Origin of the sequence: Oceanobacillus sp. FSL K6-0118 (genome assembly GCF_038006665.1) — a bacterium.
GTDB lineage: Bacteria > Bacillota > Bacilli > Bacillales > Amphibacillaceae > Oceanobacillus > Oceanobacillus caeni.
Genome location: NZ_JBBOVR010000001.1, coordinates 823557 through 847781 on the forward strand (window position 1 = coordinate 823557; position 24225 = coordinate 847781).

22 protein-coding genes are annotated in these 24225 nt (G+C 36.4%); all 22 read left to right on the plus strand.

The features are described 5' to 3' along the window. Positions 1-9: 9 nt before the first annotated feature. The gene (ligA, locus tag MHI02_RS04315; protein ID WP_060668986.1) at positions 10-2022 is read left to right on the plus strand and encodes an NAD-dependent DNA ligase LigA; all 2013 of its coding nucleotides are present in this window, start codon (positions 10-12) and stop codon (positions 2020-2022) included. Beyond that, the gene (locus MHI02_RS04320; protein ID WP_047185476.1) at positions 2022-3161 is read left to right on the plus strand and encodes a CamS family sex pheromone protein; all 1140 of its coding nucleotides are present in this window, start codon (positions 2022-2024) and stop codon (positions 3159-3161) included. Before ligA ends, MHI02_RS04320 begins: the two co-directional genes overlap by 1 nt. A gap of 175 nt (positions 3162-3336) precedes the next feature. Further along, complete coding sequence (locus MHI02_RS04325; RefSeq protein ID WP_341165686.1) at positions 3337-4611, plus strand: helix-turn-helix domain-containing protein; 1275 nt, start codon at positions 3337-3339, stop codon at positions 4609-4611. A gap of 17 nt (positions 4612-4628) precedes the next feature. Continuing rightward, positions 4629-4766, plus strand: coding sequence for a hypothetical protein (locus MHI02_RS04330; RefSeq protein WP_157851583.1), 138 nt, complete (start codon positions 4629-4631; stop codon positions 4764-4766). 288 nt (positions 4767-5054) lie between these two features. Continuing rightward, entirely contained in the window at positions 5055-5348 is a 294-nt protein-coding gene (gatC, locus tag MHI02_RS04335) for an Asp-tRNA(Asn)/Glu-tRNA(Gln) amidotransferase subunit GatC (RefSeq protein ID WP_047185474.1), read from the plus strand. Positions 5349-5437: 89 nt separating this feature from the next. Beyond that, positions 5438-6904 carry an Asp-tRNA(Asn)/Glu-tRNA(Gln) amidotransferase subunit GatA gene (gene gatA / locus MHI02_RS04340; protein ID WP_341165687.1) on the plus strand — a complete coding sequence of 489 codons (1467 nt, stop codon included), beginning with the start codon at positions 5438-5440 and terminating at the stop codon, positions 6902-6904. Beyond that, the gene (gene gatB / locus MHI02_RS04345) at positions 6904-8334 is read left to right on the plus strand and encodes an Asp-tRNA(Asn)/Glu-tRNA(Gln) amidotransferase subunit GatB (protein ID WP_047185472.1); all 1431 of its coding nucleotides are present in this window, start codon (positions 6904-6906) and stop codon (positions 8332-8334) included. Before gatA ends, gatB begins: the two co-directional genes overlap by 1 nt. A gap of 478 nt (positions 8335-8812) precedes the next feature. Beyond that, on the plus strand, positions 8813-9733 hold the full coding sequence (locus MHI02_RS04350; protein ID WP_047185471.1) for a diacylglycerol kinase: 921 nt from the start codon (positions 8813-8815) through the stop codon (positions 9731-9733). A 480-nt stretch (positions 9734-10213) separates the two neighbouring features. Further along, positions 10214-11596 carry a 23S rRNA (uracil(1939)-C(5))-methyltransferase RlmD gene (rlmD, locus tag MHI02_RS04355; protein WP_341165688.1) on the plus strand — a complete coding sequence of 461 codons (1383 nt, stop codon included), beginning with the start codon at positions 10214-10216 and terminating at the stop codon, positions 11594-11596. Positions 11597-11827: 231 nt separating this feature from the next. After that, on the plus strand, positions 11828-12373 hold the full coding sequence (locus MHI02_RS04360; protein ID WP_061785315.1) for an MT-A70 family methyltransferase: 546 nt from the start codon (positions 11828-11830) through the stop codon (positions 12371-12373). 63 nt (positions 12374-12436) lie between these two features. Then, positions 12437-12631: a hypothetical protein gene (locus tag MHI02_RS04365; protein WP_439950863.1), complete on the plus strand. Its 195-nt coding sequence runs from the start codon at positions 12437-12439 to the stop codon at positions 12629-12631. A gap of 101 nt (positions 12632-12732) precedes the next feature. Next, positions 12733-13047, plus strand: a complete 315-nt coding sequence (locus MHI02_RS04370) for a YdcP family protein (RefSeq protein WP_033826676.1) — start codon at positions 12733-12735, stop codon at positions 13045-13047. A gap of 13 nt (positions 13048-13060) precedes the next feature. Then, a complete protein-coding gene (locus MHI02_RS04375) occupies positions 13061-13441 on the plus strand; it encodes a YdcP family protein (RefSeq protein ID WP_061785316.1) in 381 nt (126 codons plus the stop codon). Continuing rightward, positions 13441-14781: an FtsK/SpoIIIE domain-containing protein gene (locus MHI02_RS04380; protein WP_341165689.1), complete on the plus strand. Its 1341-nt coding sequence runs from the start codon at positions 13441-13443 to the stop codon at positions 14779-14781. Before MHI02_RS04375 ends, MHI02_RS04380 begins: the two co-directional genes overlap by 1 nt. Positions 14782-15008: 227 nt before the next feature. Continuing rightward, positions 15009-16193, plus strand: a complete 1185-nt coding sequence (gene mobT / locus MHI02_RS04385; protein WP_061785318.1) for a MobT family relaxase — start codon at positions 15009-15011, stop codon at positions 16191-16193. Between the two features lie 128 nt (positions 16194-16321). Beyond that, a complete protein-coding gene (locus MHI02_RS04390) occupies positions 16322-16543 on the plus strand; it encodes a hypothetical protein (RefSeq protein ID WP_061785319.1) in 222 nt (73 codons plus the stop codon). Positions 16544-16709: 166 nt separating this feature from the next. After that, positions 16710-17210 (plus strand): antirestriction protein ArdA, encoded by a 501-nt coding sequence (locus MHI02_RS04395; RefSeq protein WP_061785320.1) that lies wholly within the window; start codon positions 16710-16712, stop codon positions 17208-17210. A gap of 49 nt (positions 17211-17259) precedes the next feature. Continuing rightward, positions 17260-18024, plus strand: coding sequence for a DUF6414 family protein (locus tag MHI02_RS04400; RefSeq protein WP_061785321.1), 765 nt, complete (start codon positions 17260-17262; stop codon positions 18022-18024). A gap of 2 nt (positions 18025-18026) precedes the next feature. Next, entirely contained in the window at positions 18027-19139 is a 1113-nt protein-coding gene (locus MHI02_RS04405; RefSeq protein WP_061785322.1) for an AAA family ATPase, read from the plus strand. Between the two features lie 71 nt (positions 19140-19210). Continuing rightward, positions 19211-19603, plus strand: coding sequence for a conjugal transfer protein (locus tag MHI02_RS04410; protein WP_061785323.1), 393 nt, complete (start codon positions 19211-19213; stop codon positions 19601-19603). Then, positions 19587-22043 carry a conjugal transfer ATPase TcpF gene (gene tcpF / locus MHI02_RS04415; RefSeq protein WP_061785324.1) on the plus strand — a complete coding sequence of 819 codons (2457 nt, stop codon included), beginning with the start codon at positions 19587-19589 and terminating at the stop codon, positions 22041-22043. The genes MHI02_RS04410 and tcpF overlap by 17 nt, the downstream gene beginning before the upstream one ends. Then, positions 21994-24219, plus strand: coding sequence for a CD3337/EF1877 family mobilome membrane protein (locus MHI02_RS04420; protein ID WP_061785325.1), 2226 nt, complete (start codon positions 21994-21996; stop codon positions 24217-24219). The genes tcpF and MHI02_RS04420 overlap by 50 nt, the downstream gene beginning before the upstream one ends. The last annotated feature ends 6 nt before the right edge of the window (positions 24220-24225 follow it).

Below are 24225 nucleotides of genomic sequence, written 5' to 3' on the forward strand. Positions count from 1 at the left end.
TGCTTCTTTATGGATGAAAAGCAAGCACAAACGAAAATAGCGGAACTAAAAAGTTTACTGAATCAGTATGCGCACGAATATTATGTGTTAGATCAGCCAACGGTACCTGATTCAGAATATGATGAAAAACTAAGAGAACTACAAAAGTTAGAAGAGCAATTCCCTCATTTGATTACAGAGGACTCCCCAACCCAGCGTGTTGGTGGAGAACCTCTGGAGGGATTTGTTAAAGTGGAGCATCGTGTTCCAATGCTCAGCTTAGGAAATGCCTTCAATGAACAAGATTTAAGAGACTTTGCAAGACGCGCTAGTCAAGGAGTAGATGGAGAAGTCTCTTTCGTTTGTGAATTAAAAATTGATGGGCTTGCAGTTTCTCTTACTTATGAAAATGGTAAGTTTGTTCGTGGCGCAACGCGTGGGGATGGTACGATTGGAGAAGATATTACGAATAATTTAAAAACCATTCGTAGTGTCCCATTAACGTTGAAAGAACCGGAGACATTAGAAGTGCGTGGGGAAGCTTTTATGCCTCACAGATCCTTTTTGAAATTGAATGAACAACGAAAAGAAAATGAGGAAGAACCATTTGCAAACCCACGAAATGCAGCAGCTGGATCTCTACGCCAATTAGATCCCAAAATAGCAGCTAAACGTCATTTAGATACTTTTCTTTATGCGGTTGGAGAATGGGAAAACAATGATATTGCTACACATAGTGGTCGATTAGAGAAACTGAAAGAACTGGGTTTTAAAACGAATCCGGAGTGGAGAAAATGCTCATCAATTGAAGAAGTAATGGAATTTGTAGAGCATTGGACGAAAGAGCGCCCTAACCTCGACTATGAAATTGACGGAATTGTAATCAAAGTAGATAGTTTGGAACAACAAGAGGAATTAGGATACACAGCAAAAAGTCCAAGATGGGCTATTGCCTATAAATTCCCCGCTGAAGAAGTAATGACTAAACTAATCGATATCGAATTAAGTGTTGGTCGAACTGGAGTCATTACACCAACTGCTATTTTGGAACCAGTTCGAATTGCGGGAACAACCGTGCAACGCGCTTCTTTACACAATGAAGATTTAATTCGCGAGCAAGATATTCGAATTGGAGATATGGTTGTCATAAAAAAAGCGGGAGATATCATTCCAAAAGTTGTCCGTGTCGTGGAGGAGAAGCGTTCGGCTGATGCAAAGGAGTTTCATATGCCTAAAGAATGTCCTGCGTGTGGGAGTGAACTCGTAAGACTAGAAGGTGAAGTGGCCCTGCGCTGCATCAATCCTAGTTGTCCTGCCCAATTGACAGAAGGATTAATTCATTTTGTATCACGTAACGCCATGAATATTGATGGATTAGGCGAAAGAGTAATCATCCAGCTATTTCAACACGGACTCATTCAGACGTTTGCTGATTTGTACCGTCTAGACCGTGAACAATTGTTGAAGTTAGAAAGAATGGGTGAAAAGTCCGTTCAAAACCTTCTACATGCAATAGAAGCATCCAAAGAGAATTCGTTGGAACGATTGATATTTGGATTAGGAATTCGTTTTATCGGTGCCAAAGCTGCCAAAACACTCGCAATGGAATTTGAAACCATGGAAAAATTAGAGCAAGCAACCTATGAGGATCTCGTTGCAATAGATGAAATTGGAGAAAAGATGGCAGATGCCGTTGTTCAGTATTTCCAGGAAGAACATGTCCAAAAGTTATTAATGGATTTAAAAGACTTAGGAGTCCATATGGAATATAAAGGCCCTAAGAAAGTTGAAACAGGAAATGAAGTAAGTATCTTCGCTGGAAAGACAATTGTTTTAACCGGTAAGATGGAATACTATACCCGTAACGAAGCCAAAGAATTAATTGAGGCTTTGGGTGGTTCTGTTACTGGAAGCGTCAGTAAGAAAACCGATATCGTTATCGCTGGTGAGGACGCTGGGTCTAAATATGATAAAGCCCAAAAACTTGGAATTACGATTTGGAATGAAGAACAATTAAAAGAAGCATTAGGGAGTAATTCATAATGAAAAGAATAAGTACCATATTAATTATCGCACTCCTACTACTTGCGAGCTGTTCACCGAAAAATAATGATCAAGAGGAAGTAGTGCAAGAAAACGAAAATAAAGAACAACAAACGTCCATTGTTCCAAGCTATCAATTGACCGATGAAACGTACCGTATTATTCTTCCGTTTCAGACAAGTGAGGCGAGAGGGGTCATTACGAACCAAATGGGAAACCGAGTGGATATTGATGAACTGGAAGAAGGACTCATGCGCCAATCTAAGGAAATCTTTGACCCGAGTGAGCTGTTTTATCAAGAAGGGCAATATTTCAATAATGAATCTCTCTTTTCACTGATTGATGAATTAAATCCAAAGGTAAATGAGGACAAAATCAAAGGATTAAAGGACGAGGAAAAAGCTGAAGTTTACAAAAAGAATCCTCGTTACTTGACACATATCTTAGAACAAAATTATATGAAAAGAAACGAAAAGGAAAATACGGTTGAGCTAGCTGGGGTTTCTATAGGAATTGCATTAAAATCCGTTTATCGATTCCAGACAGAAGTTGGTGGACCATATCAATACGAAAAAATCCCTATGGAAGATATGATCGAAAAAGGTCAAGAGGTAGCACAAGCGGTGGTGGACGAATTAAAGAGTATGGAAAACTTCCCAGATGTACCTATTATGATTGCCTTGTTTAGGGAAGCGGAAACGAATTCCCCTGTACCAGGAAATTTCGTTTCCAAAACAGTGGTTCCAGTTGGAAAAAACAAAATAGATAACTGGGATAAAATAAATGAAAAAAATGTTCTTTTCCCATCGGATGAGGCGAAAAAGGATTATACAGATGATAATGAAATAATTAATAGCTTTGGAAATGAAATTGCACAATTCTTCCCTAATTATGTCGGATACATTGGAAAGGGCTTTTACATTAACGATGATTTACAAAAGCTTACCATCGAAATCCCACTTGAGTTTTATAGTAAAGGGGAAATAATAGGATTTACTCAATATGCATACGGACTAGTTCAAGACATGTTTCCAAAGAATTATGATTTAGAAGTACAGATTACCTCAAGCGCCGGTGCGGAGAGTTTAATCTACAGAGATGCAGGAAAAGAAAAACCGGAAGTTCATATATATGATTAATAAAAAAATCATCACCTTAATAAACGGGTGATGATTTTTTGTTTTAGAAGACTCACAAGAATTAATGAATTACTTAAGGTATCTCATTATAATTTTCCTAATTTAAAACTATAGTACCTATGATATAATGTGAATCGAATACATATAATGAAAACTTCATGCTTAATAGGATAGGATGGGTATTTTGATAGAGATTGGATCTTTTATTAAACTGCAACGCACCAAAAAAGGAATGACACTAGGGGAATTAGCTGATGGTATCGTTTCTGTATCCTACTTGTCCAAAATTGAAAATCTAAAAACCCAAGCAAGTCCTGAAATTATTCAGTTACTTTGTAATAAGCTTGGTATTAACGTAGACAAGAGTAAAGAGCCCATAATTAAAGAGAAATGTGACCAATGGTTTAGCATGCTTTTTGAAGTGAACGATAAAGAGGATATTATTGTTACCTATAAAGAACTACAGGAATTAATGGATACCAATATATCTGATTATATACTCCTGTTTGAAATACATAAAATTAGGTATTACCTCTTGATTGGGGAGACATCCCAAGCTTATAATAAAATGGAAGAGCTCAATGAAATGAGCGATGACTTTGACAATATACATAAGTTCTATTGGTTTAAGTATAGAGGAAACTATTATTCTGTTAAAGAGGATTACAGTAATGCCTTAGAAATGTACAACCAGGCAGAAACGCTGTTCAAGTTTACGAACTTAGAAGAACATGAGATAGCAGATGTCTACTATCTTTTGGCAGTTACACATAGCAAGCTGAGAAACACATTAGAATCTATTGACTTTGCGAATAAGGCATTAGAAGTTTATATGAAACAATATAACTTTGTTCGCTGTGCCCAATGTCATAATATTTTAGGGATATCCTACAGAAGAATTAGAATGTATGAAAAAGCTATAAAAAATTATAATTTAGCATTACATTTAGGTGAATTGAACAATAATAAAGCTATTATCCAATTAACGAACCAAAACCTTGGTCATTTATACTCTGTAAAAGGAGATTCAGAGGAAGCAATTAAACATTATCTAGAAGTATTGAATGATAGCGAAGTTTCACCGTCTAGCAGATTAACTACCTTAGCATCATCCGTAAGTGAGTACTATCAAGCTGGAAGATATGAAGAGGCAAAAGAAACCATACATATTGCCTTCGAATTAATGAAAGAATTAAAAGAGGAAACACATACGTTGTGCCATTATACGATTCATATTTATCACCATCTTTTAAATGAGGAATGGGGAAAATTTGAAAACGTAATGGTTAACGAGCTTTTACCTTACCTAAAGAAAACAAAAGACTACGCAAATATTATTATATTTAGTAGTCTACTTGCAGATTTCTTTGAAAAACAAGAGCGATACAAGGATGCGGCTAAGTATTATAAAGTGGTCAATCTTGCCTATAGGCAAATTGCTAATATATAAAAAAGGAGGCTACATAAATGAAAAGGGTATTGGCAATTATAGGGCTTGGTGCCCTACTAGCCACTGGGGTTGCTTTTTCGGTTTTACCAAATGACTTAGCAATCGAAGTGGAGCCAGGGATTTTCTTTATTGGAAACTTCCTATCTAATTTTTAATATCTTCATATTTTTTACGCTTTAATTTTAAGAAGACAGAGCCGGATTAGTATTTACTTTTCCGGCATTTTATTTTGTACAACATTTTTTTCTACAAAATTTGCCTAGATACGGCTATCTCTGCTATTATCATAGTGTTATAATAATAAATTATGGTTATATTGAGATGTATATAGTGAGTGTTTAAAAAGGAGGATGAAACGCGAGCCGACTGGAAACGGAAGTGCCATTTTCACCGGACTTTTTGAACAACCTTATATAACGAAAATACGGTTTGGAGGTTGAACCATGGCAGACATATCAAAAGAACAAGTAAAACACGTTGCTCATCTAGCAAGACTTGCTGTTACGGAAGAAGAAGTCGAACAGTTAACAAAAGACCTAGGTGCTATTATTGATTATGCAGAACAATTAAATGAACTTGATACAGAAAACGTAGAACCTACTACCCATGTATTAGAAATGAAGAATGTGATGCGTAAAGATGAAGCAAGACAATGGATAACGCAAGAGGAAGCTTTGAAGAATGCTCCAGACAAAAAAGACGGTCAATTCCGCGTACCATCCATCTTGACAGAGTAGAAAGTGCAAAAGTTTACATTAGTGCAACCAAGGCATTTATTTACCTTTAGCGAATGCCAAGTGTACTAGATTAAGGAGGAGAGAAGGATATGTCATTATTTGACCATTCCATTAAAGAATTGGAAGGGAAATTACATAATAAAGAAATCACCGTTCAAGATTTGGTTGAAGAATCTTACAAACGTATTAAAGAAGTAGACGGTGAAGTTCATGCTTTTTTAACATTAGATGAAGAAAATGCAAGAAAACAAGCGAAGGAACTAGATGAGTCTCCAGATACTTCTGCAAGTCTTTTTGGCATGCCTCAAGGTATCAAAGATAATATTGTGACGAAAGGCCTTCGCACTACTTGTGCAAGTCAATTTTTAGATAACTTCCATGATCCACTATATGATGCAACAGTTATTCAAAAATTAGCGAATGAAAAACCAATTACAATTGGTAAATTAAACATGGATGAATTTGCGATGGGTTCATCTAATGAAAACTCAAGCTATACTCCAACCAGAAACCCATGGAATACAGATCATGTTCCAGGTGGATCTAGTGGTGGATCTGCAGCAGCGGTAGCAGCAGGAGAAGTATTATACTCTTTAGGATCTGATACTGGTGGTTCTATTCGCCAACCTGCAGCATTTTGTGGTGTGGTAGGAATGAAACCTACATATGGTCGTGTATCTCGTTTTGGTTTAGTAGCATTTGCTTCTTCCCTTGATCAAATTGGACCAATTACACGCAGCGTTGAAGACAATGCACGTGTATTGGAAGTAATTGCTGGACATGACAAGATGGATGCAACTAGCGCAAATGTGGACGTGCCTAAGTATACAGATGCTTTAACAAATGATGTAAAAGGACTTAAAATTGCAGTACCGAAAGAATATTTAGCAGAAGGGGTAAACCCTGAAGTTAAAGAAGCGGTGATGAATGCATTAAACGTATATGAGTCACTTGGTGCAACATGGGAAGAGGTTTCTCTACCACATTCTAAATATGCAGTAGCAACCTATTATATCCTATCTTCATCTGAAGCATCTGCTAACCTTGCGCGCTTTGATGGGGTTCGCTATGGTGTACGTACAGAAAACGCAGATAACATGATTGATATGTTCAAGAATTCTCGTAGTGAAGGATTTGGACAAGAAGTTAAACGTCGTATCATGCTTGGAACATTTGCTTTAAGTTCCGGCTACTATGATGCTTACTATAAAAAGGCACAAAAAGTTCGTACATTAATTAAGAATGACTTCGATAAAATCTTTGAAGAATACGATGTTGTTATTGGACCAACAACTCCAACGCCAGCATTTAAAGTTGGAGAAAAAATTGATGATCCATTAACCATGTATGCAAATGATATTTTAACCATTCCAGTAAACTTAGCTGGTGTCCCAGGGATCTCTATTCCATGTGGATTCTCAAACGAAGGTTTACCAATTGGTTTACAAGTTATTGGAAAACATTTCGATGAAAGCACTGTATATCGTACTGCACATGCTTTTGAACAAGCAACAGATTTTCATACAAAACGACCTCAACTAGGGGGTAGTAACTAATGAATTTTGAAACAATTATAGGTCTAGAAGTACACGTAGAATTAAAAACAAAATCTAAGATATTTAGCCCAAGTGTGAATGCATTTGGCTCTGAACCAAATACAAATGTAAGCCCAATTGAATTAGGTTATCCTGGAACACTTCCAGTTTTAAATGAAGAAGCAGTAAACTTCGCTATGAAAGCTGCGATGGCTTTAAACTGTGAAATTGCAACAGATACGAAGTTTGACCGTAAAAACTATTTCTATCCAGATAATCCGAAAGCTTACCAAATCTCCCAATTTGATCAACCGATTGGGGAACATGGTTGGATTGAAATTGAAGTAAATGGCAAGAAGAAAAAAATCGGTATTACTCGTCTTCACTTAGAAGAGGATGCTGGTAAATTAACTCACGGTGATGACGGATATTCTTATGTTGACTTTAACCGTCAAGGAACACCATTAATCGAAATTGTTTCTGAACCCGATATGCGCACTCCAGAAGAAGCTTATGCATATTTAGAAAAACTGAAAAACATTATTCAGTACACAGGTGTATCTGATGTGAAAATGCAGGAAGGTTCCCTACGATGTGATGCGAACATTTCTTTACGTCCAATTGGTCAAGAAGAATTTGGTACAAAAACAGAATTAAAGAATTTAAACTCCTTTAACTTTGTACAAAAAGGACTTGAGTATGAAGAAAAACGTCAAGAAAAAGTTCTATTATCAGGTGGAGAAATTCTTCAAGAAACCCGTCGTTACGATGAGAAAACAAAAGAGACAATTTTAATGCGGGTTAAAGAAGGTTCTGATGATTACCGTTACTTCCCAGAACCGGATTTAATTCCACTTTATATTGATGAAGAGTGGAAAGAACGTATTCGTGCAGAAATCCCAGAACTTCCAGATGCGCGCCGTGAGCGATATGTGAAGGAGCTTGGTTTATCGGAATACGATGCGAATGTATTAACAAGTTCCAAAGAAATGGCAGACTTCTTTGAAGAAGCAGTTGGCCATGGCGCAGATGTTAAACAAGCATCTAACTGGTTAATGGGTGAAGTTTCTGCTTACATGAATAAACATTTAAAAGAACTTCATGATTTAGCGATTACTCCTGAAGCATTAGCATCTATGATTAAGCTAATTGAAGATGGAACAATTTCTTCTAAGATCGCGAAGAAGGTATTCTCTGAGCTTGTTGAAAAAGGCGGAGATCCTGAGAAGATTGTTAAGGAAAAAGGACTTGTACAAATTTCTGACCCTGAACAATTAAAAGAAATTGTAAACAAAGTCTTGGATGAAAACGAACAATCTATTATAGACTTTAAAGCGGGTAAAGGAAAAGCGCTTGGCTTCTTAGTTGGACAAATTATGAAAGCATCAAAAGGGCAAGCTAACCCGCCAATGGCGAACAAAATCCTTAAAGAAGAAATTGAAAAACGTTAAATGAAAGTAATGGATTAGACTACGATTTTAGTTAAATCGTAGTCTAAACTTTTTTAGTAGCCGGGAAAGTATAGACCTTTCCCATTTACTAAAAGAGTTTAGCCAATGCCAAGTTTGTTAAGCCAAATAAGAAAGCTTGTACTCTCTTATTTGCCAAATAGTTTTTTTGAGACTATGATAGAATGGGTAAACTAATTATTGCGAATTGTAAAGCCCTATACAAAACAAATAAACGAAGTGATTAACTAAATACAAAGGACAGCTTTTTTGCCTTACTGTACAAAGTAAACAATTTATCCGACCTAAATGGGCAGTAAGACCCCCACCACAAAACAAAGAAGATAGGTGGAAGATTAACTGCCCATAAAGGTCCGATAAATGCGACTAACCATCAATGGGGGATGAAGGAAAATCCCCACTGTGGAAGTCTTCTTTATAAATTAACAAGAAGCAAATGTTGCAGGAGGGAGGAAGTAAAATGAAAAGGGCTAGAATCATTTATAATCCGACATCAGGTCGTGAAATATTTAAAAAGGAATTACCTTACGTATTGCAAAGATTGGAATTAGCTGGTTATGAAACATCTGCTCATGCAACTACTGGCGAAGAAGGAGATGCTGAAGAGGCAGCAAAATATGCACTTTCGAGGAGTTTTGATTTAGTTATAGCTGCAGGTGGAGATGGAACCATCAATGAAGTTATTCATGGGGTAGCTGAACAAAATCATCGTCCAAAGCTGGGCATTATTCCAACGGGGACTACAAACGACTTTGCACGAGCATTGCATATTCCACGGGATATTAAAAAAGCGGTAGATATTATTGTCGAAGGGCACTCACAACTTTTAGACATCGGCAGAGTAAATGAACATTATTTTATAAACATAGCCGGTGGAGGTAAATTAACCGAATTAACTTACGATGTTCCGGCGAAATTAAAAACAGTTATTGGGCAGTTGGCTTATTATGTGAAAGGAATCGAGATGCTTCCTTCCCTGAAGCCTGCGAGAGTAAAAATAGAATATGATGGAAACGTAATTGATGAAGATATTATGATATTTTTAGTATCTAATTCCAACTCTGTAGGTGGCTTCGAAAAGTTAGCACCAAGCGCTGATTTAAGTGATGGATATTTTGATTTAATTATATTAAAAAAGGTGAATTTAGCCGAATTTTTACGTATCGCTACACTAGCTATACGTGGCGCACATTTAGATGATCCCAATGTCATCTATAAACAAGCAAAACGAATAACCGTAACACCACAAGAAAAAATGCAACTGAACATAGACGGTGAATATGGCGGTCTTTTGCCTGGAGAATTTATTAACTTAAAACAACATATCGAATTTATGGTACCGAAAGAATTTATTAAAGAGGAAGAGAAGGCTGAAGAGTAGACAGCCTTCTTTTTGTTTTAAGTAAGAAAATTTCAAAACGCATCAAAGAGATGAACGACCAAATGTAGAAAAGTTATCGTTATAGAATGTATGAGTGCCCGAATACTGCAAAATAATAGTTAAAAGGTCACTCATAGGTTGAATGAGTGCCCGAATGCAGGAAAATGAAAGTCAAAAGGTCACTCATAGGCAGAATGAGTGCCCGAATGCAGGAAAATAAAAGTCAAAAGGTCACTTATAGGTTAGATGAACGACCGAGTACAGCAAAGAAATCGCCACACGGTCACTTACAGGTAGATGAATACCGATTGAAGTTACTGATGAGCTTCTTACAAACAAATAGCCTATTGATTTTTGTATGAAATACTGGGTTTCACACTTAAACGAAGACAGAAAACATGAAAGTATGAGAAATGCCTTTCCCGTTCAAAATATGATAAGATAGAACCATTATATGTTCGAAAAAGGAAGATTAACTTAATGGCGAAACAAACAGCTCCAGTTAAAAAAAATGAAACAATCACATTAACGTTTGAAGACCTCACCCATGAAGGAAACGGTGTTGGAAAAATAGATGGGTATCCGCTTTTTGTACCTTATGGATTACCAGGGGAAGAGGCAACGGTTAAAGTAGTGAAGGTCAATAAAAACTTTGGTTATGGAAAGTTATTAGAGGTTACAAAGAAAAGCAAAGATAGAGTGGAGCCACCATGTAATGTATTTTATCAATGTGGTGGATGTCAACTTCAGCATATGAGCTATGATTTGCAACTTGAAATGAAACGGAATCAAGTAAAAAATGTTATGAAGAAAATTGCTCACCTTGAACATGTACCCGTTCACCCGACAATCGGTATGAAGGATCCATGGCGTTATAGAAATAAAGTACAGATTCCCGTTGGGAATCGTGATGGTGAGTTGATAACTGGATTCTACCGGATGCGCAGTCACGATATAATCGATGATATGGAAACATGTGTTATTCAAGATGAAGTAAATGATCGTTCGGTCCATGCTGTACGTAGAATAGCGAATCAATTAGGAATCGAAGCCTATGATGAAAAATCAGACCGAGGCGTCCTACGACATATTATGGTTCGTACAGGCAGAGAAACGAATGAAACAATGATTGTTTTAGTTACTCGAACTAAAAAACTACCACATCAAGAAGAATTCATCCGTCAACTAACGGAAACTTTTCCACATGTGAAATCAATCGTTCATAACATTAATGATAGGCGAACCAATGTTATTTTAGGTAGAAAGACGAAAGTGATATGGGGAGAGGAATACATTTATGACACCATTGGTGATATTAAATTCGCCATTTCAGCAAGGTCCTTTTATCAAGTGAATCCATATCAAACAAAGGTATTATATGAAAAAGCATTAGAAGTGGCCAATATTGATAAAAATGATGTGGTCATTGATGCCTATTGTGGAATTGGAACGATTTCTTTATTCTTAGCCCAAAAGGCAAAGAAAGTTTATGGGGTGGAAGTCGTTCAAGAAGCAATTAATGATGCGAAAAATAATGCTAAGTTGAATGGGATAACGAATGTTGAATTTGTTGTAGGAGAAGCGGAAAAGGTCATGCCAGAGTGGAAAAATGAAGGACTTAATCCCGATGTCATTGTCGTTGATCCACCGAGAAAAGGATGCGAACCAGAGTTTCTTGAAGCAATGGTCGAGATGGAGCCTAAGCGAATTGTGTATGTTTCTTGTAACCCATCTACATTAGCTCGTGACTTAAGAATTTTAGAAGATGGTGGATATGAAACGAAAGAAGTTCAACCAGTAGATATGTTTCCGCAGACGAATCATGTGGAGTGTGTATCGTTGCTACAACGCCAAACTTTATAGAAATCCTTAGTTTTAAGCACTTTCACAAGCATTTCGTTTTTGTATCAGATGGTGAAAAAACTAGAAATAAGATACTCAAAAATCACATTACTGTTTCGGTGGTAATTAATCTGGGGTGTGGGAACACAAGAAAATAATAATTTTAAATTAAATAGATTCTATTGTCTATAGACGTTCAATTAAAATGAGCGTCTTTTTTTTATGCCTAAAAATTAAGAATAGAGGTGACATATGAAATACAACATTATTTATGCTGATCCACCGTGGCAATATCGACAAAATAAAGGAAGTGGAGTGGCAGAAAATCATTATCGCACAATGAGCTTGAAAGACATTTGTAATCTACCTATTAATACTATCTCTCACAAAGATAGTGTTTTATTTTTGTGGGCAACCTTCCCTATGTTACAAGAGGCGTTAAAAGTTATCGCTGCATGGGGGTTTACGTTCAAAACAGTTGCTTTTGTTTGGGTGAAACAAAATAAATCAGGGAATGGCTTTTTCTTTGGCTTGGGTCACTGGACACGCTCGAATGCTGAAATTTGCTTATTAGCTGTAAAAGGTCGTCCCAAAAGAGTATCGAAGAGGGTTCATCAGTTAATTGTTAGCCCAGTCGAAGGACACAGTAAGAAACCAGACATCGCTAGAGAACAAATTGTAGAACTGATGGGAGATTTACCACGCATTGAATTGTTCGCCAGACAAATTTCTCCAAATTGGGATGTGTGGGGAAATGAAGTGGAAAGTAGTCTTTCTTTAGAAAAGGGTAGCTTATGACAAATTTTAGCGTGTGGTAATTAGCATCCGTCACGCTCTTTTATTGGCAAAACAATGAGGGGAGTGGTTTCTTTGGAAGGAAATGAAGAAAAGGTGATGGAATGGATAGACGATCATTTTGTTTTAAATGAGATTGAGATTGAAGACTTTCCGTTTTTTCCTTACGGGAAATTGATACGTGACAAACAAGGAGAGACGATGGTTGTTTTTTGGTGTGTGATTTATGGACGTGTAGATTATCGTTTTCAAGAAGCGTAAGGAGTGATTACAATAAACATTTCTCGTTCTCCTCCCTTCTTACTTTGATTCCCACATTGATGCATAAGTGAAAATAAAAATAAGAAAAGAGGTAATAGATAATGGAATTGAAACATGTTATTCCAAACATGGAAAAGACTTTTGGAAATTTAGAATACGCAGGAGAAGGGAAAGTCGAACAGCGACGGATCAATGGACGTATGACTACACTGTCTCGCAGATATAACCTATATTCCGATATTCAACGTGCAGATGATATTGAGGTGATTCTCCCACAAGAGGCTGGGGAAAAATTCTTTGAAGCCGAGGAAAATGTCAAGTTGATAAACCCACGTATTACCGCAGAAGGTTATAAAATTGGGGATCGTGGTTTCACAAATTATATCTTACATGCAGATGACATGGTAAAAGCATAAGGAGGAAAAAGAAATGAGATTAGCACAAGGAATTGTAATCGATAAAGAAAAGACATTTGGCTTATTAAAATTTTCTGCATTACGACGCGAAGTGTTTCTTCAAAACGAAGATGGTACAGTATCATCAGAAGTAAAGGAACGCACCTATGATTTAAAGTCTCGTGAACAAGGGCGCATGATTCAAGTGAGTATTCCTGTTTCTGTTCCATTGAAAGAATTTGATTATAATGCGGAAGTAGAGCTTATTAATCCTGTCGCAGATACTGTTGCAAATGCAACATTCCGTGGTGCGGATGTCGATTGGTACATTAAGGCGGATGATTTGGTTTTAAAGGGAAAAGCAGTAACGGAAGGCGGTAATGATTCAAAACCTGCGCCAACTAAGGATAAATAATGAGGAATTTCCGAAGACGAGGGAAACGCATTAAGGAAAAAGATGCTTCTCTCGTTTTTCAATTTGTATTCTTTGGATTGTCTAGCGTATGGCTCGTTTCCTTTATCCCTTTTCATCTGTCATTTTTACTCTCTACCACGTGGAAATTGGATGTGTTTCAAGCACACTTTATCAGCACGTATGGATTGGTGACCTTGTTAATAAGCCTAGCTGTAACCGCTGGATGCGCGTATCTCTATTATCGCTATCGATATGACAAAATAAAACAAGTTATTCACCGTCAAAAGCTTGCAAAAATGATTCTGGAAAATGGCTGGTACGAAACGAAACAAGTTACACAAGAGAGCTTCTTTAAGGACATTCCATCCAATAAAACAAAGGAAAAAATCAGTCATTTTCCAAAGATGTATTATCGGTTTGAAAAAGGGTTGCTTTATATTCAAGTAGAAATTACACTCGGAAAATATCAAGAACCACTTTTAAATTTAGAAAAGAAATTAGAAAGTGGCCTGTATTGTGAATTGGTATCAAAAGAGTTACATGATTCCTATGTGGAGTATGTTCTTTTTTATGATATGATTGCGAACCGTATTTCGATTGATGAAGTTGTTGCACAAAATGGACGCTTAAAGCTCATGAAGTCAATGGATTGGGAGTATGATAAGCTTCCCCATATGTTAATTGCTGGTGGAACAGGCGGAGGAAAAAGCTATTTTATTCTTACATTGATTGAAGCGCTACTCAAAACAGATGCAAAATTGTATATTTTAGATCCGAAAAATGCCGATTTAGCCGACTTAGCTACCGTTATGCCTGATGTGTACTACAAAAAGGAAGATATGATAACCTGTATCGATGAGTTTTATGAATCTATGATGGCTCGTAGTGAAGAAATGAAACAGATGCCTAACTATAAGACAGGAGAAAACTATGCTTATTTAGGCTTATCTCCTCACTTTTTAATTTTTGACGAGTACGTGGCATTTATGGAAATGCTTGCTTCTAAGGAAAATACAGCGGTGTTAACCAAGCTAAAACAAATTGTTATGTTAGGACGACAAGCTGGATTTTTCCTTATTCTTGCCTGTCAACGGCCAGATGCAAAATATCTTGGAGATGGGATTCGAGATCAGTTTAATTTTCGGGTTGCTTTAGGTCGTATGAGTGAGCTCGGATATGGAATGATGTTTAGCAGCGACGTGCAAAAACAGTTTTTCTTAAAACAGATTAAAGGTCGTGGCTATGTCGATAAAGGGGATAACGTTATTTCTGAATTTTATACACCGCTTGTCCCAAAAGGACATGATTTTCTAAAAGAAATTGGTAAATTAGCGTCATAAAGGCTGCCCAGCGCTGCGGTGTGCGAAGCGAAAACCGCTGTGCTGGGCGAAGCCTGCGTGGCGATAGCCACGCTTTACCCCCCGTTTCTAACAGGGGGGTAGAAAAACAATAGGAAACTGTTCCAAAAGCCGAACAAAGCTTGATGGCACAACGGTTTGAAGCATATGAAGAAGATGTCAGCTTTTAGACTTTAGTTGACATCTTTTTTTAGTTTGGAGGGATGCGCATGAATCAAGAAACTTGGTATCAACAATTAAGAGAAAAACGAATGGAATACGGTGTATCACAAAATAAATTGGCTGTTCATGTAGGTATTTCAAGACAATATATTAGTGAAATTGAAACAGGAAAAGTGACTCCTACTCAGACATTACAAAATACTTTGTTCAATGTTTTAGAACAGTTTAATCCAGACGCTCCTTTAGAAATCTTGTTTGATTATGTGAGAATTCGCTTTTTAACAACCAATCCAAAGCCTGTCATTGAAGAGATTTTGAAATTGAAAATGGAATACATGTTACATGAAGATTATGCGTTTTATTCTTACCTTGAACAATATGTCTTTGGCGATATTGTGGTGATGGTTTCGCCTGATGAGGACAAAGGTTGTTTACTCGAACTCAAAGGAAAAGGATGTAGGCAATTTGAAAATTTTCTACTAGCCCAACAGCGAACGTGGTTTGATTTTTTTATGGATGTGTTTCGCGTTGGTGGCGTATTTAAACGAATTGACCTTGCGATAAACGATAAGACAGGTATATTGGATATTCCGTTTCTAACTCAAAAATGCCGAAATGAAGAATGTATCTCTGTGTTTCGTAGTTTTAAAAGCTATCGTTCTGGTGAATTGGTACAAAGCGAAGAAAAGCCTGATATGGGCAATACGTTATATATCGGTTCGTTAAAAAGTGATGTATACTTCTGCGCCTATGAGAAGGATTACGAACAATATGTAAAGCACGGCACATCACTGGAAGATACAGACACCAAGAACCGTTTTGAAATTCGTTTAAAGAATGATCGTGCCTATCATGCGGTTGTAGATTTAATGGTGTATGAAGATGCTGGACGAACTGCCTTTTCGATTATTAATCGGTATATTCGTTTTGTCGATAAGGACGAGAAAAAACGTCGTAGTAGTTGGAAAATCAATAAAGAATGGCAACGATTTTTAGATTTAGGTGTAAACAGAAAAATCTCATTAACCACAAAACCTGAACCTTATACGTTCGATAAAACGCTCAGATGGTTAGCTCGACAAGTTGCCCCTATTTGGAAATTAGCGACTAAACTTGATGAAATCAATCAAACGACTGTGATAAAAGATATGTTAGATCGGGCAAAGTTAACCAAGCGTCATCAACAATTGTTGATACAACAGGCGCTTGCGACAGAAGAAGTAATTAAATGATAGATTAGAGAGATTCCATGAAACTATTGAAATTGATTTTGTTTACCGTTATTGGTGGAGTGTTTCTATGGTTTTTCGAATGTATGCGTCAAGTGACAAAGTATTAGAAGATGGAAGGAGAAAGAAAAATGAATTTTGGTCAAAATTTATACAACTGGTTTTTAAGTAATGCACAGTCTTTAGTATTGATGGCAATTGTTGTGATTGGAATTTATTTAGGATTTAAGCGTGAGTTCTCCAAATTGATTGGCTTTTTGATTGTTGCGTTAATTGCGGTGGGATTAGTTTTTAATGCAAGTGGAGTGAAAGATGTATTGTTAAGCCTATTCAATCGAATCATAGGGTCTTAAATTGTACCGTTTTTTTTGTAAAAGATAAGTGGTGTTCTTATGTTTTACAAAAAAATGGTGGACCAAACGGTAGTGCGGTAGGGATAAACAATTCAATTTAGTGTATCAACAGATAAAATGTTGATGCTTTTTTTATGTCTATTTTTAAGAAAAGGAAGTGCATAATATGGAAATGCAAGTTTACATTGCCAACCTCGGAAAATACAATGAGGGAGAATTGGTTGGCGCTTGGTTTACGCCACCTATTGATATAGAAGATATGAAAGAAAAAATCGGTTTAAATGGGGAATATGAAGAATATGCCGTGCACGATTACGAGTTGCCGTTTGAGATTGATGAATATACACCAATCTCTGAAATCAATCGTTTATGTGCCATGGTACAAGAATTAGAAGGCTCTCCGATTTATCATGAACTTTCTGAAATTCAAAGCTACTGGTTTGATAGTTTGGAAGAACTAATGGAACATCAAGACGATATTATTTGTTATGCCGATTGTGAGGATATGGAAGATGTGGCTCGTTATTATGTAGAAGAAACAGGAATGCTTGGTGAAGTACCCGCTAATTTGCAAAATTATATTGATTATCGCGCACTAGGTCGAGATTTAGAGATTAATGGAGAGTTCCTCGTCACTCCACATGGCGTATTTGAGTATATAAAATAACAAGTCCTTGCTATAATTAATCTATTAAATATAGCTAGGAGAATACACTATGTCGAAGAAATCGAAAGAGAAGTTCGGGAAAATTGTATATTTTGATGAGCAAGCAGCTGTAGATTTATTGGAGTTAGAAAAAGAAGGTATGGAATCTGTAGTAATCAAAAAACTAAATGAGACAGCAGCTCAAGTGGAAGCAGGAGCATCTGTAAATAAGGGTATATTTAATTTTGCTAGATTAAAACTATCTGGAAATGCTTCCCATCAGAAAAACAATATTATTGAAACTCAAATTACTAGTACTTTAATTAGTAGCTTTATGGATATAATCAAAACTAATCAAAAAATTACTAAATTAGAGAATCATCAACTTATTATACCTAAGGATTCTTCTGCATATTTTAGGAATTTAGTCCCTATACTGCATATGATTGATGATATTAATAAATTAAATACTTTAAGCGCTGAAGATAAAGAAAACTTCAGCGGTATCAATATTAAAGGAATTGAGGATACCCTAGATTCACTTTCAGGATATTACGATCTTCTTTGTATATGTAAAAATGGCAAGAAAAAAATCGTAAGGTTTAATATTGCAGGATTACGAAATAATTATAATTTAAATGACTTAACCAAAATGGACTTAACATTATTTGGAGTTAAGGTAGGCGAATCATTAGATACCAACCTAGAATTTGAACACCAAATTGATAATATGACGACCCCACATAATACCACAAAAACAGGATTAGACTTTGATGAAGAACAAACTACGCAAATTACTTACGAAATAATAGATGTTATTTTAGCAGGAGTATAAAAATGAATATTGAAATTTATTATGAACCAAGAACAAAATTCAACAAGAGAATACAACCAATCGAACATAAAATATTTTTCAGTCGAATTATTCGTAATTGGACTAAGGATATAACGCTAGAATCTGTGATATCAAATTTAGATGAAGATTTTGAAACGTGTGTTATTACCCTAGAAGATTGCTCAGGAATCAACTCACATGTATTTGAAAACATCGATAATATAGTATCGATATTTGAAAGTTATTCCAGTATAAACACCTTAATAATCAATAATCCACCAAAGTTTTTTTATGACAAATTGAAGCAAATGGAAGGAACTGTCAAGGAAAAGAATTATAGTTATCCTAAAATTAATGCAACCCAAATAGGAAAAGTACAACAAGGATTTGATTCAAATATAATTGGCCAAACTATTGCAAAAAAGGCAATATGCCGGAAATTGATAGCACAAATGATTAGACCAACAAAAAAGCCGTTGGTACTAATGTTCTATGGAAATCCTGGAATTGGTAAAACAGAAACTGCAAAATATTTATCTACCACCTTATATACAAAAGGAACACTTTTACGTGAACAAATGACGATGGTAGGCGGAGATTCAAGTGTTAGGTTTTTCAAATCTACTTCCCATAGTGAAGATTCTTTTTCAAAGCATCTGCTCAATAGAACTTCTAACGTTATATTATTAGATGAGTTTGCACTAGCACCTCCCTTTTTTCAAACTACATTTTTTCAAATGTTTGACGAAGGAATTTATTCTGATCAAAATTTTACTGTAGATGTTAGTAACTCTATAATAATCTGTACTTCAAATTTACAGTCTATACAAGATATGGAGAAAAATATAGATAATGCATTATTAAGTAGATTTGATGGGTTTATTCACTTTACTGATTTTACAGATGAAGATAAAAAGAAAATTGCAGAGAGAATGATTAACGAGTTTATCAATCCCAAAAACATGAAAAAACAATTTATTGAAAAATTAGATCAAACATTGATAATGCAAAAAATAGAGAAGGCGTTACCTCAATTAACTAATGTAAGAAATATTAGAAAGTATACGGAAGATGTAATTGCAGACACACTAATGAATGACTTATTGGACAATTAAAAAATTTAGCAGTGAACTTTAAAATAGTTTACTGCTATTTTTTATCTCAAATATAGAAAGGAACGAAATAAATGAAAAAATTAAAAAGTTATACACGTATTTGGTCAGTTGAAAAAGTGATTTACGCAATTAATGATTTTCGATTACCTTTCCCAGTGACCTTTAACCAAATGTCATGGTTTGTGCTTTCTCTTTTAGCTGTCATGCTACTTGGAAACCTCCCTCCCCTCTCCTTGATTGATGGGGCGTTATTAAAATATGTTGGAATTCCAATTGGTTTGACTTGGTTTATGAGTCAAAAAACATTCGATGGTAAAAAACCGTATAGCTTTCTCAAGTCTGCATTGACATATTGGTTTAGACCAAAAGTCACCTATGCAGGAAAACCTATCAAACTACAACGTGTGAAAGTAAATGAAAATATCACCGCTGTTAGGAGTGAAGTCCATGCGTTATCCGATTAAATACCTTGAAAATAATCTCGTTTTCAACCATGATGGTGAATGTTTTGCGTATTATGAGCTGTTGCCATATAATTATTCCTTTTTATCGGAGGATGAAAAAGTACAGGTGCATGATAACTTTCGCCAATTAATCGCACAAAATCAAGACGGCAAAATTCATGCTTTACAGATCAGTACCGCTAGTAGTATTCGCTCGGTACAAGAACGAAGCAAAGAATTAGTCATAGGACGATTACAAGAGGTTGCTTATGAACGGATTGACGACCAAACAGAGGCACTTGTTTCGATGATTGGTGAACACCAAGTCGATTATCGTTTCTTTATCGGTTTTAAACTGTTACTCAATGAAGAAGAAGTCAATATGAAATCAATAGGGAAAAACATCAAAAATTCACTTTCTTCATTTGTCCGTGATGTAAACCATCACCTGATGGGAGATTTTGTTTCCATACCGCATGAAGAAATGAGACGTTTCTCTAAAATGGAATCTTTATTACAAAACAAAATATCGAGACGTTTTAAGATCCGCCCTTTAAATAAAAATGACTTTGGTTATTTGATTGAACATCTTCATGGACAAACTGGAATGGCTTATGACGAGTATGATTATGCTCTCCCTCTAAAGAAATTTAAAAGGGAAACTTTAGTGAAACGATATGATCTGATTAAACCGTCCCGTTGTTTAATTGAGGAAAACCAACGCTATTTAAAAATCGAACAGGAAGAACAAACAACATATGTGGCCTACTTTACGATTAATTCCATTGTCGGTGATTTGGAATTTCCATCGGATGAAATCTTTTATTATCAACAACAACAATTTGATTTTCCAATAGATACCTCCATGAACGTGGAAATTGTAACAAACAAAAAAGCATTGTCTACCGTTCGGAACAAGAAAAAGGAACTTAAAGACTTGGATAATCATGCCTGGGAATCCGATAACGAAACAGGCAGCAATGTCATCGACGCATTGGAACAGGTCAATGAATTAGAAGATGTGCTCGATCAAAGTAAAGAAGCAATGTATAAGTTAAGCTATGTCATTCGAGTATCTGCCCCTAACTTGGATGAACTCAAACAGCGTTGTAATGAGGTAAAAGATTTTTATGATGATTTGAACGTAAAACTTGTTCGTCCGTTTGGAGATATGATTGGTTTACACAGTGAATTTATCCCAGCCAGTAAGCGGTATATGAATGATTATATTCAGTATGTTACATCTGATTTTTTGGCAGGTCTTGGGTTTGGCGCAACGCAAATGCTCGGAGAAACGGAAGGGATTTATTTTGGCTACAACTTGGACACAGGAAGAAATGTCTATCTCAATCCAAGCCTAGCTAGTCAAGGCGTGAAAGGTTCTGTCACCAATGCGTTAGCTTCTGCATTCTTAGGTTCACTTGGTGGTGGGAAATCTTTTTCTAATAACCTGCTTGTTTATTATGCCGTTCTCTTTGGTGGTCAAGCACTCATTGTTGATCCAAAGGCGGAACGAGGAAGATGGAAAGAAATGTTGCCTGAAATTGCTCATGAAATAAATATTGTTAATTTAACGAGTGAGGAAAGCAATAAAGGACTACTTGACCCTTTTGTCATCATGAAAAAGAAAAAGGATTCGGAAAGTCTTGCGATTGATATTCTTACCTTTCTCACAGGTATATCGAGTCGGGATGGAGATAAATTCCCTGTATTACGACGAGCGATTCGAGCTGTTGGTCAACAGGAGGAACGTGGTTTGCTTCTCGTGATTCATGAATTAAGAAGTGACCCCAATCCATTAGCTGGTCCCATCGCTGACCATATCGAAAGTTTTACGGATTATGACTTTGCCCACCTACTCTTTTCGGATGGTACAGTGGAAAATTCGATTAGTTTAGAAAAACAGTTGAATATCATTCAAGTTGCGGATTTGGTGTTACCAGACGCAGAAACAAGTTTTGAAGAATATACAACCATGGAACTTTTGAGTGTCGCCATGTTGATTGTCATTTCCACTTTTGCACTAGACTTTATTCATTCAGATCGTAGCGTATTTAAAATCGTGGACTTAGATGAAGCTTGGTCATTTCTACAAGTCGCACAAGGAAAAACACTTTCAAATAAATTAGTACGTGCAGGGCGTGCGATGAATGCTGGTGTCTACTTTGTTACACAGAATGCGGACGATTTAACCGATGAAAAATTGAAGAATAACATCGGTGTAAAGTTCGCCTTTCGTTCTAGAGATATGACAGAAATAAAGAAAACTCTTCAATTCTTTGGTGTGGATGCGGAAGATGAATCGAATCAAAGGCGATTACGGGAACTGGAAAACGGACAATGTTTAATTCAAGACTTATATGGGCGTGTGGGGATTATTCAAGTCCATCCTGTCTTTGAAGATTTGTTTTATGCTTTTGACACGCGTCCACCGACACAGGAGAAGAAAGGTGGCGATTAATTTGAAAAAACAAAAATGGAAAAAGATTGTCTTAACGGTGGTACTTATTGGTACTGCCGTTTTTCTATGTCTTCTTTTACTTGGAACATTAGCTCAAGCAGCTGGCTTAGTTGATGATACGGTGTCAGAAGATAATCTCTATTCCTTGTACCCACTTGACCATTATCAATTAGATTTCTACGTGGATTCGGGTTGGGATTGGTTGCCGTGGAACTGGGATGATGGCATAGGTAAACAGGTCATGTATGGCTTATATACAATCACTAATTTCATTTGGATTATTAGCTTATATTTATCAAATGCGACAGGCTACTTAATCCAACAAGCTTATTCTCTCGATTTTATTTCACAAACGGCAGATGCCATCGGCAAAAACATGCAAACATTAGCTGGAATTACGGCAAGTGGTTTCAGCAGTTCAGGATTTTATGTAGGCTTCTTGCTTCTTTTCATTTTAGTCATTGGAATTTACGTGGCTTATACAGGTTTAATGAAACGAGAAACGACGAAAGCGATTCGAGCGATCCTTAACTTTTTAGTCGTTTTTATTTTGTCGGCCTCCTTTATTGCCTATGCCCCAACGTATATCGCTAAAATTAATGACTTTTCAGCAGATATTAGTCAAGCAAGTTTAGATTTAGGTACTAAAATCTTGATGCCGAATTCGAGTAGCCAAGGAAAAGATAGTGTCGATATGATACGGAATAACCTCTTTTCTATTCAAGTGGAACAGCCTTGGATGTTATTACAATTTGATGATTCGGATAAAGAAACGATTGGCGAAGAACGTGTTGAAAACTTAGTTTCTATCAATCCTGATACGAATAACGGGAAAGATCGTGAAGATGCTGTCAAAGCAGAAATTGAAGATCACGACAATAAAAACTTAACCATTACGAAGACCACCACACGTTTAGGAATGGTCTTCTTTTTATTTCTGTTTAATATCGGTATCTCTATTTTCGTGTTTCTACTATCGGGAATTATGATTTTCTCGCAAATATTGTTTATTATCTATGCGATGTTTCTACCAATTAGTTTTCTACTTTCCATGATACCCACCTTTGAAAACATGGGAAAGCAGGCGATTATGAAGTTGTTTAATGTAATTATGCTTCGGGCTGGTATCACGCTCATTATTACAGTTGCTTTTAGTATTTCATCCATGCTTTACAGTTTAACAACAAGTTTTCCATTTTTCTTGATTGCCTTTTTGCAGATCGTGACGTTTGCAGGGATTTACATGAAACTCGGTGACATTATGAGCATGTTTAAACTGCAAAGTAATGATTCGCAACAAGTTGGACGTCAAGTCATGCGTCGTCCTTACCGAATGTTCAATCGTGGCAGTCGTCGATTGCAGCGAACAATCGGACGCACCCTTGCAGGGGCAACAGCTGGAGCAACGGTCGGGGCAATGGTTGGAAAATCAAAGCAAACAAAAGGCTCGTTCTCTCCCCTACGCCCATCGCAACGGTTAACATCGACTACAAAAAATAACAAAGAACGGCCAACTGATCGCACGAAATCAACATCTTTAAGTCAGAAAGTAGGTCAAGTCACAGGAAAAGTGCTTGGTGCGAAAAGTCAGTTCCGTGCAAATATAGATCATCGTAAAGAACAACTACATGATTTACCTACTACTGCTCAATATGCGGTGATGCAAGGAAAAGAACAGCTTACAAAACCTGCCCGTGATTTTAAAGAAGGTATGAAGCAAGCAAAGGAAAAGAGACAAAAAACACATGCAGACCGTCAAGCAAAACATCGTCAAACCATTGCAGATAGGCGGCAAGCATTGGATAAAAAACGTACCCTTTCTCGAAAGACTGCTAGTTATGAACGACCAGTCACGCATGATGCCAATGAATCTGCACATCAAGATAGATTAAAGAACCCAACTGTTCAACAAAAAGAAAAGACAAGACCTGTCACAAAAAGCGAGCATATGAAGCAATTCAAATTACAACGACAGTTATCGAGTCCAGACAGAAAAGAGCATTTTACTGATAATCCCAAACAACCTGTTAAAAAAGGAACCCGACCTATCAATGAAGAACGTTCTCGACCAAAAAATAGTAGGAAAATCATTAGGCGTCCCTCTAAACCGTTGAAACGTACAAATCAGAAACAAATCAGTAAGCGTCCAATCCATGCAACTAGGAGGAAACGCTAATGAAAG

What these genes read in the sequence shown, in the direction of transcription:
- MHI02_RS04400 (WP_061785321.1), top strand. Translation starts at nt 17,260, where the DNA reads ATGTCGAAGAAATCGAAAGAGAAGTTCGGGAAAATTGTATATTTTGAT.
- MHI02_RS04390 (WP_061785319.1), top strand. Translation starts at nt 16,322, where the DNA reads ATGAATTTTGGTCAAAATTTATACAACTGGTTTTTAAGTAATGCACAG.
- MHI02_RS04420 (WP_061785325.1), top strand. Translation starts at nt 21,994, where the DNA reads ATGCTTTTGACACGCGTCCACCGACACAGGAGAAGAAAGGTGGCGATT.
- MHI02_RS04350 (WP_047185471.1), top strand. Translation starts at nt 8,813, where the DNA reads ATGAAAAGGGCTAGAATCATTTATAATCCGACATCAGGTCGTGAAATA.
- tcpF (WP_061785324.1), top strand. Translation starts at nt 19,587, where the DNA reads ATGCGTTATCCGATTAAATACCTTGAAAATAATCTCGTTTTCAACCAT.
- MHI02_RS04375 (WP_061785316.1), top strand. Translation starts at nt 13,061, where the DNA reads ATGAGATTAGCACAAGGAATTGTAATCGATAAAGAAAAGACATTTGGC.
- MHI02_RS04405 (WP_061785322.1), top strand. Translation starts at nt 18,027, where the DNA reads ATGAATATTGAAATTTATTATGAACCAAGAACAAAATTCAACAAGAGA.
- MHI02_RS04320 (WP_047185476.1), top strand. Translation starts at nt 2,022, where the DNA reads ATGAAAAGAATAAGTACCATATTAATTATCGCACTCCTACTACTTGCG.
- gatB (WP_047185472.1), top strand. Translation starts at nt 6,904, where the DNA reads ATGAATTTTGAAACAATTATAGGTCTAGAAGTACACGTAGAATTAAAA.
- MHI02_RS04330 (WP_157851583.1), top strand. Translation starts at nt 4,629, where the DNA reads ATGAAAAGGGTATTGGCAATTATAGGGCTTGGTGCCCTACTAGCCACT.
- MHI02_RS04395 (WP_061785320.1), top strand. Translation starts at nt 16,710, where the DNA reads ATGGAAATGCAAGTTTACATTGCCAACCTCGGAAAATACAATGAGGGA.
- MHI02_RS04370 (WP_033826676.1), top strand. Translation starts at nt 12,733, where the DNA reads ATGGAATTGAAACATGTTATTCCAAACATGGAAAAGACTTTTGGAAAT.
- gatA (WP_341165687.1), top strand. Translation starts at nt 5,438, where the DNA reads ATGTCATTATTTGACCATTCCATTAAAGAATTGGAAGGGAAATTACAT.
- rlmD (WP_341165688.1), top strand. Translation starts at nt 10,214, where the DNA reads ATGGCGAAACAAACAGCTCCAGTTAAAAAAAATGAAACAATCACATTA.
- ligA (WP_060668986.1), top strand. Translation starts at nt 10, where the DNA reads ATGGATGAAAAGCAAGCACAAACGAAAATAGCGGAACTAAAAAGTTTA.
- MHI02_RS04325 (WP_341165686.1), top strand. Translation starts at nt 3,337, where the DNA reads ATGGGTATTTTGATAGAGATTGGATCTTTTATTAAACTGCAACGCACC.
- MHI02_RS04410 (WP_061785323.1), top strand. Translation starts at nt 19,211, where the DNA reads ATGAAAAAATTAAAAAGTTATACACGTATTTGGTCAGTTGAAAAAGTG.
- mobT (WP_061785318.1), top strand. Translation starts at nt 15,009, where the DNA reads ATGAATCAAGAAACTTGGTATCAACAATTAAGAGAAAAACGAATGGAA.
- gatC (WP_047185474.1), top strand. Translation starts at nt 5,055, where the DNA reads ATGGCAGACATATCAAAAGAACAAGTAAAACACGTTGCTCATCTAGCA.
- MHI02_RS04380 (WP_341165689.1), top strand. Translation starts at nt 13,441, where the DNA reads ATGAGGAATTTCCGAAGACGAGGGAAACGCATTAAGGAAAAAGATGCT.
- MHI02_RS04360 (WP_061785315.1), top strand. Translation starts at nt 11,828, where the DNA reads ATGAAATACAACATTATTTATGCTGATCCACCGTGGCAATATCGACAA.